9 protein-coding genes are annotated in these 13,979 nt (G+C 46.3%); 7 read left to right on the top strand and 2 right to left on the bottom strand.

Annotation, left to right across the window (positions count from 1 at the left end; translation table 11 throughout):
- Positions 1-56 precede the first annotated feature (56 nt).
- Positions 57-1,163, top strand: coding sequence for a phosphoserine phosphatase SerB (gene serB, locus CSH92_RS04030; RefSeq protein WP_240612730.1), 1,107 nt, complete (start codon positions 57-59; stop codon positions 1,161-1,163).
- Here serB and CSH92_RS04025 read toward each other — a convergent pair.
- Positions 1,157-3,664 (bottom strand): PilZ domain-containing protein, encoded by a 2,508-nt coding sequence (locus CSH92_RS04025; RefSeq protein ID WP_100656707.1) that lies wholly within the window; start codon positions 3,662-3,664, stop codon positions 1,157-1,159. The genes serB and CSH92_RS04025 overlap by 7 nt on opposite strands.
- A 145-nt stretch (positions 3,665-3,809) precedes the next feature.
- Here CSH92_RS04025 and radA point away from each other — a divergent pair, with 145 nt between their 5' ends.
- Positions 3,810-5,177 (top strand): DNA repair protein RadA, encoded by a 1,368-nt coding sequence (gene radA / locus CSH92_RS04020; RefSeq protein WP_100656348.1) that lies wholly within the window; start codon positions 3,810-3,812, stop codon positions 5,175-5,177.
- A 17-nt stretch (positions 5,178-5,194) separates the two neighbouring features.
- Positions 5,195-7,534, top strand: a complete 2,340-nt coding sequence (locus CSH92_RS04015; RefSeq protein ID WP_100656347.1) for a fatty acid cis/trans isomerase — start codon at positions 5,195-5,197, stop codon at positions 7,532-7,534.
- 115 nt (positions 7,535-7,649) lie between these two features.
- Here CSH92_RS04015 and ettA read toward each other — a convergent pair whose 3' ends face one another.
- Positions 7,650-9,317 carry an energy-dependent translational throttle protein EttA gene (gene ettA, locus CSH92_RS04010; RefSeq protein ID WP_100656346.1) on the bottom strand — a complete coding sequence of 556 codons (1,668 nt, stop codon included), beginning with the start codon at positions 9,315-9,317 and terminating at the stop codon, positions 7,650-7,652.
- 633 nt (positions 9,318-9,950) lie between these two features.
- Between ettA and lpxD the strand changes: the two genes are divergently transcribed.
- The 4 genes from lpxD to ribD all read left to right on the top strand — a co-directional run bounded on the left by lpxD (position 9,951) and on the right by ribD (position 13,976).
- Positions 9,951-10,979 carry a UDP-3-O-(3-hydroxymyristoyl)glucosamine N-acyltransferase gene (gene lpxD, locus CSH92_RS04000; RefSeq protein WP_100656344.1) on the top strand — a complete coding sequence of 343 codons (1,029 nt, stop codon included), beginning with the start codon at positions 9,951-9,953 and terminating at the stop codon, positions 10,977-10,979.
- Positions 10,980-11,116: 137 nt separating this feature from the next.
- Positions 11,117-12,376: a serine hydroxymethyltransferase gene (gene glyA, locus CSH92_RS03995; protein ID WP_100656343.1), complete on the top strand. Its 1,260-nt coding sequence runs from the start codon at positions 11,117-11,119 to the stop codon at positions 12,374-12,376.
- A gap of 4 nt (positions 12,377-12,380) precedes the next feature.
- Positions 12,381-12,830, top strand: a complete 450-nt coding sequence (nrdR, locus tag CSH92_RS03990) for a transcriptional regulator NrdR (RefSeq protein ID WP_100656342.1) — start codon at positions 12,381-12,383, stop codon at positions 12,828-12,830.
- Positions 12,831-12,848: 18 nt separating this feature from the next.
- Positions 12,849-13,976: a bifunctional diaminohydroxyphosphoribosylaminopyrimidine deaminase/5-amino-6-(5-phosphoribosylamino)uracil reductase RibD gene (ribD, locus tag CSH92_RS03985; RefSeq protein ID WP_100656341.1), complete on the top strand. Its 1,128-nt coding sequence runs from the start codon at positions 12,849-12,851 to the stop codon at positions 13,974-13,976.
- The last annotated feature ends 3 nt before the right edge of the window (positions 13,977-13,979 follow it).

Genomic DNA, 13,979 nt, shown 5'->3' with positions numbered 1-13,979 from the left:
ATCCAATTAAAACCCTCACACTATGTTATTCCAGAATAATTGCCAAGGGTAGTTTAATGTTAAGCATGCATTCGGTAGACTTCTTGCCTAATTATTGCCGCGATGAAATGATCACTTTGGAAACTAGCAACCCAATTCAATTCGCTTGTATTACCCAACAAGAACGAGAAACTTACGCAGCGTTTCAGCCGTTTGCACAACAATGTGTTGGGGAAGTGTGTTTTAGCTACATAGGCAAAGGGCAGTGGCAATATTGTCCGAGTCAGAAACACCAAGACCACCCCCAATGGTTACATGCAGTTATGGTTGCGCCAACGTGGATGCTAATTGAGAAGGTTTATTCAGAGTTAAGTGAACTCAGTGAATTTGATGGGTTCTTTATTCACCCTCAGAGTGACTTTGCCAGTGCAGCGATAGGCTTAGTGTTTCCCATCATTAACCTAAAGTGCGCACAGCTGAAAATTGAACTTTTGCGTGTGAGTGAGTTATTAGGTGTTGATATCGTGTGTACGGAGAATATGCCCGTTTTATCTCAACCCGGCTTACTCGTTATGGATATGGATAGCACTGTTATTGCGTGTGAATGTATCGATGAAATTGCTAAATTAGCTGGGGTTGGGGATGCGGTTTCTGAAGTTACTGAGAGGGCGATGCGAGGCGAGCTCGACTTTGCCGAAAGCTTGCGATCCCGCGTGGCATGTTTACAAGGTTTGCCAGTCGACACGTTGAGTAGTATTCGTCAGCGCTTACCGTTGATGCCGGGTTTGATACGATTGGTTGCGCAATTACAGGCTATGAATTGGCGTATCGCCATTGCGTCAGGGGGGTTTACTTTCTTTGCCGAACATTTACAACATCGATTGGGTTTAGATGCCGCAGTTGCGAATCAATTAGCGGTGGAAGATGCACTACTGACTGGGCATGTGAGTGGCAGCATTGTCGATGCACAAGTTAAAGCTGAAACAGTGCAACAACTCAGCCAACATTTTCAGATTGCTCAATCACAAACTGTTGCAATGGGTGACGGCGCAAATGATCTCGCCATGATGAATGTCGCCGCTTTGGGCGTGGCCTATAAAGCCAAGCCTGTGGTTGAAGAGCAAGCTGACGTGGCGATCCGTTTTACCGGTCTAGACACGCTGTTACTCTATTTGCGTTACTGACGCAACAAAGCCTCAATGGTGTCGGTATGCACGACATGGTTGGAGGTACGATAGTTATCCCGCACGCGTTGGATATCAAATCCGTAGCGATACATCACCTCATCGGTGATGTCGATTAAATTGCCCATCGCGCCAATGCTCCAAAGCTGTTCCTCCAATTCCTTGGCGCGATGAATAGCGTATACGCTGACGTAATTGAATTCTGATTGAAGCAACTCTAGATCGGGACGTCCGGTCAGTGACATATACACATGTATAGCGATAAACTGCCCGTGCTTCAACGCATTATGAATGAAGTTTTCGCGTTGTTCATCATCCAAAAACTGCTCCGAAAAGCGCGGTTTAATCGCTTCGGTTAGTTCTGTTGCGGAGGGATTAAAGGCGACAAACAGTTCTCGTTGTAGCGGGTTAGGCTCTATGCGCAGTTGACTAATAGCTTCATGAATAAAACTATATTCTTTGGAGCGATCACGGTAAAGAAATTCAAGATTAAATTGCCCTGGCTCGGCAAACTGCTCGCCAATTTTGGCAATCCGCGAGTTCTGCCCATGGTTGATCACGGTATCTGGAATGAACTCGTTTTTGTCCTTACGAATAAAAAAGGCGATGTTTTCAACATTTTTCGCGTACATGCAACGGAGCGCATGGCCGATCCCGGGTATTTCTTCTTCATCGGCATAAGCTTTTAAACGACTCTTATTGTGTTTGATAAGATCATCGAAGAACAACTTAGCCACGTTACCGTCTTCATTGATAACTTTTAAATGCAAAACGTTGCGATCATTACTCAAATTAATGACCCGATACTTTAAGTTTTCTAAGCGATATTTTTTGGTTATCTTTTGCAAAAGGGGGAAGCTCAAAACCACCTGGCTATTAACTTCACCATGAAAGAAACTATCTAACTCAATCCGCAGGCCTTGTACTGAAACATCCTCACTAACCCCGGTTAAGGTAATGTCATCAAACTGCAACTCGATTTTAGAGCGCAATTGATAGCGAGTTTCCACACGCTGCTCTAGATATTTAAACCGAAACGTTTTGATTTCAGCTGGTGGCTTGTTACGTGGATGGCCAAAGACTTTCAACTTTGCCAGCTCAGAGCGTGCGATGGGTTTTTTCTCATAGCATTGTTGTCCCCATTCCGAGGTCACATCGGTGACCAACAGTATATGCTTGAGATTTTTCAAGCGCGCCATTAAGCGCGGGGCCGGCGGATGATTCTGTCGCTTCACCGCATCACTGACTGAATCCGGAATAGATAGCGGGACATGTGCTTGTTCCGGATTTACGTCGGTTAATTGTAGTTTAAACACGCGCCAACTGACCTTACGTGCCCCAAATCCGAGGTAGACCGACTGCAAAGTAGGGTGATGGTTGAGTTCTTCCATCGTGCTGGAGTAGTAATAGATTTTTCCGTCTTTAACGTGCGTGAATACAAACACAAAACAGCTCTGTTGGCCGGCGGGCGCTTCGGCCATTTTTGCAATACGCGCGTGGCTACAGAGGTAACCTAAGCGAAAGTTGTCGGCTTCATCGGTCCAATATTGCACAGTACTGCGATTGGCATCATTTAACATCGCATAACGCGGTATAAAGTGACCATCAACATGATCAATAAAAACTGGCAGCGAAGGAAAGCGCGGCGTGTAATATTGCTCACAGGTTTTGCTTTTAATCGCCGCTAATGTGTTATCCATATTGACTTTATAACGCCGTTTATTGCCATGGATAAACTTTTCTAAGAAATCATCAAATTGCGGGTTTTTATCTTCAGCCAAGCGCTTCAGGCGCAAACGTTGCTCTTTGTGCTCTCGAGCAATTTCAACTATTTGATAGTTGATGCCATGTTTTTTATCGAGCGCATACTCCGCTTCCATACCACGAAAATAAACCGACAATTTTTCATTCGGTTTAAACAGATAATCTGAATTAAGTTTTACCCGCATGCCAGAGCGTGAAATATCAACACTGGTGGCGAGTACGCTATTATTGTGTTCAGTAAATAGTTCTAACGCGACCGCGTAGTTCATTCGTTCATCGTCACGTTTGGGATAGCTCATCAGCGAGGTTAATGGCGCCATGAAGCGATCAGCTGCTGGCTTTTCATCTTTTTCTTCGCTTTCAGCCGGCGCGTTTCTAGCTTCTTCACGCATGAGTTTGAGGTTGTTTTCGGTTCTATGCACAGCCTCGTATACACCAAGTGTGTATTGACCAAATATACGTACCTGCTGTTCAAAGGTTTCACGCGCGATGGAATCAAGAAAGTGCTGGCGTCCATCGTGCTCGAAAACTTCACACTCACCATCAACTTTGCCACGCAGGTCAATAACACGAATGCAAGGTCGGGCAAGACGCTTCAACTCCATTTTTAATAAAAAACGGCGGTCGCGCGGCAAATGACTCGCTACTTGGTTAAGTACCTGATTAAATTCAGGCTCATTTACCATTGGCTTCAGGCGCTCAATTAGGTCGCTGTATTCGTGTATTTCTGGACTCATGTTTGGGCTGTTATCGGTGTTCGTATAAATAATTGCCATAGAGCAATGAGACTAAATCCTGTAACCTGTATCGGCAAATTTTTATTATCCACCAGTAAGATAGCGAAATTGCCCATTGTGGCAATATAACTGAAATTTAGAATCTATGGCAAAACGAAAAACCGCTTATGTTTGTTCTGACTGTGGTGCAGAGTATCCACGCTGGCAAGGGCAATGTAATGATTGTGGAGCATGGAATACCATTGCTGAAATTGTATTGGCACCTGCCAATGCAGGAAGAGCTCGCAACTTAAGTGGATATGCAGGGCAGACGCAAGCAAAAATCACCCAGTTAGACGATATCGTATTGAGTGATCTCCCGCGTTTTTCGTCAACCTTCCAAGAACTTGATAGAGTGCTCGGGGGCGGTATTGTGCCAGGCGCTGCAATGCTGATTGGGGGCTCACCAGGAGCTGGCAAAAGTACCTTGCTGTTGCAGGTAATGTGTGCGTTATCGCAATCGATGAGTACCTTGTATGTGACCGGTGAAGAGTCTCTGCAGCAAGTTGCGTTGCGTGCCGATCGTTTAGGGTTACCCAAACAGAAACTCGCGCTGTTGTCTGAAACTAATGTCGACACGATTTGCGAGCTTGCACAACAGCATAAGCCGCAAGTAATGGTGATTGACTCGATTCAAGTGATGCATGTCGCTGATGTGCAGTCAGCGCCAGGAAGTGTCTCTCAAGTTCGCGAAAGTGCGGCCTACCTTACGCGCTTTGCGAAGCAACACCATATTGCAATGTTTATTGTTGGACATGTCACTAAAGAAGGCCATTTAGCAGGTCCTAAGGTTCTGGAACATTGTATTGACAGTTCGATGATGCTGGATGGCGATAGTGATAACCGGTATCGGACTTTGCGTAGCCACAAAAATCGGTTTGGTGCAGTTAATGAGTTAGGCGTATTTGCGATGACCGAAAAGGGCCTAAAAGAAGTGAAAAATCCGTCGGCCATTTTTTTAAATCGGCATGATACAGAATCACCAGGCAGCAGTGTAATGGTGGTTTGGGAAGGTACACGTCCACTTTTGGTTGAGTTACAAGCGCTGGTGGATTATACCCAATTGAATAATCCTCGCAGAGTGGCCGTTGGGTTGGAGCAAAACCGTTTGGCGATGTTGTTAGCGGTGTTGCATCGCCACGGCAACATACAAATGAATGATCAAGATGTCTTTGCAAACGTCGTTGGCGGCGTGCGTATCAATGAGACCGGCGCTGATTTGGCATTGTTAGTGGCAATGGTATCGAGTTTTCGCAATAAACCCTTACCGCGTGATCTGATCGTGTTCGGGGAGGTAGGGCTTGCTGGTGAAATCCGTCCGGTACCTAATGGCACAGAACGTCTCGCTGAAGCGGCTAAACACGGTTTTAAGCGAGCGATAGTGCCTATTGCAAATCAGCCTAAACAAGCGATCCCGGGCTTGAGTGTAATGGGAGTCAAGCGGCTAGAGGAGGCACTTGAGTCGCTCAACTAAATGTTAAAGGTTTAACTATGCTGAGAAGTATTCTTGTGGGGAGCGTGCTCATTGTATTTGTGGCCGGCGTTTATACGTTTTGGCAACCAGCACAAGTACCAGATGCAAGTATCTACGATACGCCATTAACGCAAGCTGAACTTATCTTTGAGCGTGATGTGAAACCGGTGATGGACAGTCGCTGTGTGGTTTGCCATGCCTGTTATGATGCCCCTTGCCAGTTGAAGTTGGGTTCCTTCAGCGGCGTTGCGCGCGGCGCTTCCAAAGATCCAGTTTATAAAGGGGATCGATTGTTGGCAGCTGATCCCAGTCGCTTATTTATCGATGCGCATAGCGTAAGTGAATGGCGTAAACGAGACTTCTTTGCAGTATTAAATGAAGAACAGTCCCCGGCACAGAATCTTAACAATAGTCTTGTGGTCAAAATGCTCGAGCAAAAGCGCCAGCATCCGCTTGCAGAGCGAAAACAATTAGGTAAGGAGTTTGATTTAGATATTAATCGCGAGTGGCAGTGTCCAACCTTGGAGGAACATGCTGACTATCAAAAAGAGTATCCCAAGTGGGGGATGCCTTATGGCTTACCGCAACTGAATCAAGACGAGCATACCACGATAACTCAATGGATTGAGCAAGGCGCAGCAACCGCACCCATGCCAGCCGTTCCGCTGTACGAAAAGCAGCAGATTTTGCAGTGGGAAAAGTTTCTCAATGGCGATTCACTCAAACATCAGTTGATGGCACGCTATATGTACGAGCATTTTTTCATCGCGCATCTCTATTTCGCTACTGATAGTAGCAACAATCTGCCGATATTCTTTCGCTTATTTAGGTCAAAGACACCACCGGGTGAGCCTATCGACATTATTGCCACGCGGCGTCCTTTTTCTGACCCTGGCGTCAAACGCGTTTACTACAGGTTTGCACCAGTAAAAGAAACTCTTGTTGATAAAACCCATATGCCATTTCGTCTCGATAGTCAGCGTCTGTTGCAATACCAACAATGGTTTATTGATGCAGACTATGAGGTTACGCAACTACCCGGATACGCAGCCGAAAGTGCTTCAAACCCGTTTGTTACTTTTGAACAAATTCCTATCAATGCGCGCTATCGCTTTATGCTCAGCGAAGCACAATATACGATTATGCAGTTTATTAAGGGGCCGGTGTGCCGTGGTCAGATTGCATTAAATGTAATCAATGACCACTTTTGGGTTTTCTTTGCCGAACCCTCATTATCTATTCTCGAGCATGAAGCCGAGTTCTTAAGTCGAGCGCGCGAAAAGATTGAATTACCTGCTGCTGCAGATAGCAATGCCTTACCGACCAATTGGATTGCCTATGCGGAGCAAGAAAAAGAGTATATTGAAGCGCGTAGCGAATATATCAATCAAACAATTAATCAGACTTTGCCGCTGGACTTATCGCTAATTTGGGACGGTGAGGGGAGCAATGACAATGTCGCGCTAACCGTTTTTCGTCACTTTGATGCCGCTACAGTGGTGAAAGGGCTCGTTGGCGAAAGACCCCAAACCGCTTGGGTTATCACCTATCCGTTATTCGAACGTATCCATTATCTGTTGGTTGCTGGATATGATGTATATGGCAATGTGGGGCATCAATTAAATAGTCGTATGTACATGGACTTTTTGCGTATGGAAGGTGAATTCAATTTCCTCTCTTTACTGCCTAAAGCGAGTCGTCAGGCAACCTGGGAGCAGTGGTATCGAGGAATCGTTTCACCGGTTGAGGAGTATGTAGCCTCGGCCAATGTGTTAGCGGGTGAAACACAATTAGATTATGAGACCGAACAACCACTCAATGAGCTGCTGCAAATGTTATCTCAACACGTAGCCGCTGCTGTAAATAGCGAGCATGCAATTACTAACGGATTTAACCAATCAGCGGTACAGGAAGCGTTACGGCGCTTAAATGGTCAAGTTGGCCGTCATGCCTCCTTGCTACCACAGGCAAGCTTTGTCCGAATACATGATAATAGTTCGCGGCAACATCACTTTTATTCATTGTTGCGCAATAACGCTTACAGCAATATTTCACATATTTTTGCTGAGCAAGCGCGGCGCATACCCGCCGAAGATTCAATTACCGTTGGGTATGGTTTTCTAAGCTCACATCCGAACGCATTTTTCGACGTTAATATAAATGAAGTTAACGACTTTGTTGCTGCTGTTGAAACGCTAAAAACAGAACAGGATTTAGAGCTGTTGTTTGACCGCTTTGGCGTGCGGCGCACAGCCAAACAATTTTGGTCGTATGCAGATGGTTTGCATGGTTATTATCAAGAGAATTATCCCATACGGTTTGGGTATTTTGACTTTAATCGGTTAGAAGATCATTAAAATATCAGATGTAGTTAAAGAGTTGAGAAAAAGGCGTTTATGAAAAGATGCATAAATGCAAGTGGATGGCTCTAAACAGAAACGGCGACCAGAGGCCGCCGTTTTGCATACAGATTTACTTACTGATGCGCTTGTATTTGAGACGATGCGGTTCAACCACATCTTGCCCGTAGTTCTCTTTCAACCAGTGCTCATAATCAGTGTAGTTGCCTTCGAAGAAGTTAGTTTTGCCTTCATCGCGGTAGTCTAGGATATGGGTTGCTACGCGGTCGAGGAACCAACGGTCGTGCGAAATCACCATGGCACACCCAGGGAATTCTAGCAATGCATTTTCCAGTGCGCGCAACGTTTCTACGTCTAGGTCATTGGTTGGCTCATCCAGAAGCAACATGTTGCCTCCAGCTTTCAGCAGTTTGGCTAAATGCACCCGATTACGTTCACCGCCGGATAAGTCTTTGATGAATTTTTGTTGATCAGTACCTTTAAAATTAAAACGACTGCAATAAGCGCGGCTGTTAATCTCAAAATTACCAATGCGGATTATATCCTGATCATCAGAGATTTCCTTCCACACAGTATTATTGCCGTTCATATGATCACGAAACTGCTCCACGCTGGCAATTTGCACGGTCTCGCCCAAGTCAATTTGCCCAGCGTCTGGCTGCTCTTGGCCACTGATCATGCGAAACAAGGTTGATTTACCTGCACCATTTGGCCCAATGATCCCAACGATTGCGCCTTTCGGGACGCTGAGTTCCATATCATCAATAAGGACGCGATCGCCATAGGATTTTTTAAGACCTTTAATATCGAGCACCTTATCGCCCAATCTTTCCCCTGGTGGAATAAACAACTCATTGGTTTCATTGCGCTTTTGATAGTCGCCGGTGTTGAGTTCTTCAAATCTGGCCATCCGCGCTTTACTTTTGGCTTGGCGACCTTTGGGATTCGTTCGTACCCATTCGAGTTCTTGCTTGATCGACTTTTGCCGTGCTGACTCAGCGCGCTCTTCCTGTTCTAGACGGGCCTCTTTCTGTTCCAGCCATGACGAATAATTGCCTTCCCAAGGAATACCTTCACCACGGTCAAGTTCAAGGATCCAGCCCGCAACGTTATCAAGGAAATAACGGTCGTGGGTAATGGCAACGACGGTGCCTTCATAATCATGTAAGAAGCGTTCTAACCACGCCACAGACTCAGCATCTAAGTGGTTAGTCGGTTCGTCGAGTAGTAACATGTCCGGCTTTTCTAACAATAGACGGCAAAGTGCGACGCGGCGGCGCTCACCGCCTGACAATTTACTGACATCAGCATCCCAAGGCGGCAAGCGCAGCGCATCTGCGGCACGCTCTAGCGCATTATCGAGATTGTGACCATCTTTGGCCTGTATGATTGCCTCAAGCTTACCTTGTTCCTTAGCTAGGGCATCAAAGTCTGCACCTTCTTCGGCATAGGCGGCATAAACTTCTTCGATGCGCTTTAGTGCGTGCACAACGTCGGCCACGGCATCTTCGATGTTGCCACGAACGTCTTTGCTCTCATCAAGCTTAGGTTCCTGCGGCAGGTAACCAATCTTGATCCCAGGTTGCGGACGAGCTTCCCCCTCGATGTCAGTATCAACACCCGCCATAATTCTTAGCAGGGTAGATTTACCTGCACCATTGAGACCTAAGACGCCGATTTTTGCGCCTGGGAAAAAGCTAAGTGAAATATTCTTAAGGATATGCCGGCTGGGCGGTACTATTTTGCCCACTCGGTGCATACTGTATACGTATTGCGCCATTGAAATGCTCTTCGCTCAAAGTAAAAGCCGCATTGTAAATAAAATTACCTGATTGTGGCTAGCGTTTACCGCGTTTAAGTTCTTTTAAGATTTCACAGCCATAAAAAAAGCGCCAAAATGGCGCTTAATAAGTGGGAGAATTCGATATTTCCTAGAAGTCTTCAGCTGCCCTGTATCGCTTGACTGGTGACTGCGGGCGCCAGTGGTGAGGGCGGGGGAGCCTGCCTAAAAACAAAAAGAAGCACAAGGCAATAACCGGTGGGATGAGCAGCCAGTTTAGTGGGTCGGCACTGCCTAACATATACACTAGCAAACCAGTACAAATCATCAGCGCTAAAGAAAACACAAAAGAAAGCATATTCTCTCTCCGTAAAACTTAAAGTTGGTCGCGTTAATACAAAACCATCGTATCTTCTAGTGGTCAGTCATGTGCTGAACGACTAGCAATCCATCCTTAGCAATATCTGTACTCAAGTTACGTGTTTGTGGTTAATTTAGATTACTTTTTGTAAAAAATATGTAAAAAGCAACTTTAGCGGGCAGTTTAGCCTGTTTTCACTCTGCTTTTTCAATTAGCAACCAAGGGCTAATTGACCTAAAATGCGCGGCATAATCGCACGAATAGGAAACATTATGCCGCAATTCACTGTAAGCGAGTTGGTATTGCATGTCGGGGGGCACACGGTTGCCGATGATGATTTAAATGGCAAGGTAATAACCGGCGTAAATACCTTGATGTCTGCCAATAATCAACAAGTCTCATTTTTTACCAATAGTAAATATAAGGGTGAACTTGCTGAAACTAACGCAGGTGTTGTGCTCGTATCAGAGGAGCACCAAGATTTAATCGCCGGGCGTGCTCTGGTTGTCAGTAATCCACACGCGGCATTTGCTAAGATTGCGCAATTATTCGATAACACGCCTCGGGTGGCTGATGGCATTGCTAAGTCAGCAACAGTTTCAGCTTCTGCTCGACTGGGCGAGAATGTCAGCATTGGGCCAAATGCAGTCATTGCTGCTGATGCTTATATCGGTGACAACGTGCAAATTGGAGCAAATACAGTGATCGGTGAAGCTGTTGAAATTGGCAACGATTCAATAATCTACCCTAATGTCACTATTTATCATGGAGTGCAATTGGGTCAAGCTGTTACCGTACATAGTCAGACGGTGATTGGTTCAGACGGTTTTGGTTATGCCAATGAAAGGGGCGAATGGCTCGCTATTCCACAAACTGGAACAGTAATCATTGGTGACCGTTGTCAAATTGGCGCTGGCACGACCATCGATCGCGGAGCGTTAGAAGACACGGTCATTGGAACGAATGTGATCATTGATGATCAAGTGCATATCGGGCACAACTGTCGAATTGGCGACCATTCTTGTATTTGCGGTAAGACCGGTATGGCCGGCAGTGTCAGCATTGGTAAGTATGTAGTGATTGCTGGAAGTGTGGTAATTAATGGGCACCTAAGCATTGCAGATAAAGTCCAGATCACGGGCTTTTCTATGGTGACTAGCGATATTACCGAGCCTGGTGTTTACTCGTCAGGTCAACCAGCGGTCCCTAATCGTGAATGGCGTAAAAATGCGGTTCGCGCACGTCAATTGGATGATTTGTTTGCACGTGTTAAACAACTTGAAAAACAACTGCAAAAATAAATCTACGCTAGACAACAACTATCTAACAAAATCGGTATACTTAGCGAACAAAATGACTAGAATATGCGCTCGTAATTTTTCCGCAGCGCGTGTTCAATAACATCGCGTAAACCGTACCTCGCTGTTAAGGAGCCTTTATGCTTTCACGCAACATGACTATTGCCGATTTCGATCCTGAACTCGCCAAGGCAATTGAAAATGAAAATACACGTCAAGAACATCACATCGAGTTGATTGCATCTGAAAACTATTGCAGTCCACGTGTACTGGAAGCTCAGGGTTCTCAGTTGACCAATAAATATGCCGAAGGCTATCCGGGTAAACGCTATTATGGCGGTTGTGAATATGTAGATATCGCAGAAGAGCTAGCGATTGAGCGCGCTAAGCAATTGTTTGGTGCTGAATATGCTAACGTGCAGCCGCATTCTGGCTCGCAAGCAAATACTGCAGTATTTATGGCACTTTTGGAGGCTAACGATACGGTATTAGGCATGAGTTTGGCCGATGGTGGTCACCTTACGCACGGTTCACATGTTAACTTCTCAGGCAAGACCTATCATGCAGTGCAGTATGGGTTAAACGAAGAAACAGGCGAAATCGACTACGCCCAAGTTGAAGCTTTGGCAGAAGAACACAAGCCCAAAATGATTATTGGCGGCTTCTCTGCTTATTCAGGGATCGTTGATTGGCAGAGATTCCGCGCGATTGCGGATAAAGTCGGTGCTTATTTACTCGTCGATATGGCGCATGTTGCGGGCTTAGTGGCGGCTGGTTTGTACCCTAATCCTTTACCCCACGCGCATGTGGTAACAACCACGACGCACAAAACGTTAGCTGGACCACGCGGCGGTTTGATTTTGTCATCTTGTGGTGATGAAACCTTATACAAAAAACTGAACAGTTCTGTATTTCCTGGCAATCAAGGCGGTCCACTGTGCCATGTGATTGCTGCAAAAGCTGTAGCGTTTAAAGAAGCTCTAGAGCCTGAATTTAAAGTGTATCAACAGCAAGTGTTGGCAAATGCGAAGGCAATGGTTGCAGTGATGCAGCAGCGCGGTTACAAAATTGTGTCAAATGGCACCGATAACCATCTTTTCTTGCTGGACCTTATCGACAAGGATATTACTGGTAAGGATGCTGACGCTGCGTTAGGCAACGCCAACATTACGGTAAATAAGAACTCAGTCCCTAAAGACCCACGCTCTCCCTTCGTTACCAGCGGATTACGTATCGGTACACCAGCAATAACGCGTCGTGGCTTCAAGGAAGCTGAAGCCGAGCAGGTGGCAACGTGGATATGTGACGTGTTAGACAACATGGGTGACGATACTGTCGTTGCACGCGTACGCGACGAAGTCGTGGCGCTTTGCAATCGATTCCCTGTTTACGCGAACTAATCGAATGCACTGTCCCTTTTGTACGGCACAAGATACTAAAGTGATTGACTCTCGGTTAGTTGCCGAGGGTCATCAAATTAGACGGCGCCGTGAGTGCGTGGATTGCCATGAACGTTTCACTACCTTTGAATTAGCGGAACTGGTCTTACCGCGAGTGATCAAACGGGATGGCAGCCGCGATCCATTTAACGAAGAAAAGTTACGTGCAGGGATGCTGCGAGCGCTGGAAAAACGCCCAGTCAGCACAGAACAAATTGAACAGTGTATTGTAAAGATTAAATCAGCATTACGCGCTACCGGCGAACGTGAAATCAGTAGCGAAATGGTAGGCAACCTGATCATGGATGCACTGAAAGAGTTAGACAAGGTCGCCTATGTGCGCTTCGCTTCGGTTTACCGGTCATTTGAAGATATTCGTGAGTTTGGTGAAGAGATTGCCAAACTTGGCGATTAACTAAACTTAGGTCCCTCTATGCAGAGTCGCGTTGTCGATACCAGCTTTATGCTTCGGGCTGTCGAACTTGCGCGACTTGGCCAATATACCACTGCGCCCAATCCTTGTGTCGGTTGCGTTATCGTTAATGGGCAAGGCGACATCGTTGGTGAGGGTTTTCACCAACAAGCTGGAACGCCACATGCTGAAGTGCATGCGTTGCGAGCTGCTGATACGCGAGCACGCGGTGCAACTGCGTATGTAACCCTCGAGCCGTGCAGTCACCATGGCCGCACGGGCCCTTGTGCGGATGCGTTGGTCGAAGCCGGCATTAGCCGTGTCGTAGTCGCTGTGCAAGATCCCAATCCATTAGTCGCAGGGCAGGGTATCGCGAAATTACAAGCGGCAGGCATTGAAGTTTCACTGGGGATTGCTGAGCCAGAGGCTACCGCTATTAATCGCGGCTTTATCAAGCGGATGCTAACAGGTAGACCGTTTGTAACGCTAAAATTGGCGGCTAGTGTAGATGGAAGAACGGCGCTAAAAAACGGTCAGAGTCAATGGATCACGGGGCCTGAAGCGCGTCGAGACGTACATATTCAGCGCGCTAAACATTGCGCCATATTAACTGGCGCAGATACGGTACTTGTAGATGATCCACAATTAACTGTGCGCGTACCCACAGACAAACTTTATCCAAAAGAGTTGCAACATTTACCTCAACGTCAACCAACGCGAGTCATTATTGATAGCAAGAATCGCTTGCACAGCCAGTTACAAATCATGTCCCAAGAGGGGCAAACGATAGTCGCGAATTGTACAGAAAATAGCGGGTTGGCCCACCTAGCGCCGGCACAAGTGCTACAATGGCAAATAGCTAAACAACAGGATTACCTTGATTTGCCAAGGTTGCTCACGCGGATGGGGCAAGCAGAATTTAATTCCGTATGGCTGGAATGTGGGCATCGACTCGCTGGTGCTATGTTGAGCGCGGGTTTGGTGGATGAGATTATTGTTTATCAAGCGCCCAAGTTGATGGGCCACCAAGCACAATCGCTAATCATGTTACCTGACTATGATTCCATGCAGCAGGTACCTGAATTTAACCTTAGCGCAGTTGAAAGACTGGGGAATGACCTCAAATTGGTGCTTAAGCAATACACATAACTG

The sequence above is a fragment of the Neoalteromonas flava genome (assembly GCF_002807685.1).
In the GTDB taxonomy this organism is placed as follows: domain Bacteria; phylum Pseudomonadota; class Gammaproteobacteria; order Enterobacterales; family Alteromonadaceae; genus Alteromonas_E; species Alteromonas_E flava.
Note: the sequence above shows the minus strand (reverse complement) of the source record. Positions and strands in the feature narration are given on the sequence as shown.

Bases quoted from the DNA above. Each gene is read 5' to 3' on its own strand.
- serB (WP_240612730.1), top strand. From the start codon at position 57: ATGTTAAGCATGCATTCGGTAGACTTCTTGCCTAATTATTGCCGCGAT.
- CSH92_RS04025 (WP_100656707.1), bottom strand. From the start codon at position 3,664: ATGAGTCCAGAAATACACGAATACAGCGACCTAATTGAGCGCCTGAAG.
- radA (WP_100656348.1), top strand. From the start codon at position 3,810: ATGGCAAAACGAAAAACCGCTTATGTTTGTTCTGACTGTGGTGCAGAG.
- CSH92_RS04015 (WP_100656347.1), top strand. From the start codon at position 5,195: ATGCTGAGAAGTATTCTTGTGGGGAGCGTGCTCATTGTATTTGTGGCC.
- ettA (WP_100656346.1), bottom strand. From the start codon at position 9,317: ATGGCGCAATACGTATACAGTATGCACCGAGTGGGCAAAATAGTACCG.
- lpxD (WP_100656344.1), top strand. From the start codon at position 9,951: ATGCCGCAATTCACTGTAAGCGAGTTGGTATTGCATGTCGGGGGGCAC.
- glyA (WP_100656343.1), top strand. From the start codon at position 11,117: ATGCTTTCACGCAACATGACTATTGCCGATTTCGATCCTGAACTCGCC.
- nrdR (WP_100656342.1), top strand. From the start codon at position 12,381: ATGCACTGTCCCTTTTGTACGGCACAAGATACTAAAGTGATTGACTCT.
- ribD (WP_100656341.1), top strand. From the start codon at position 12,849: ATGCAGAGTCGCGTTGTCGATACCAGCTTTATGCTTCGGGCTGTCGAA.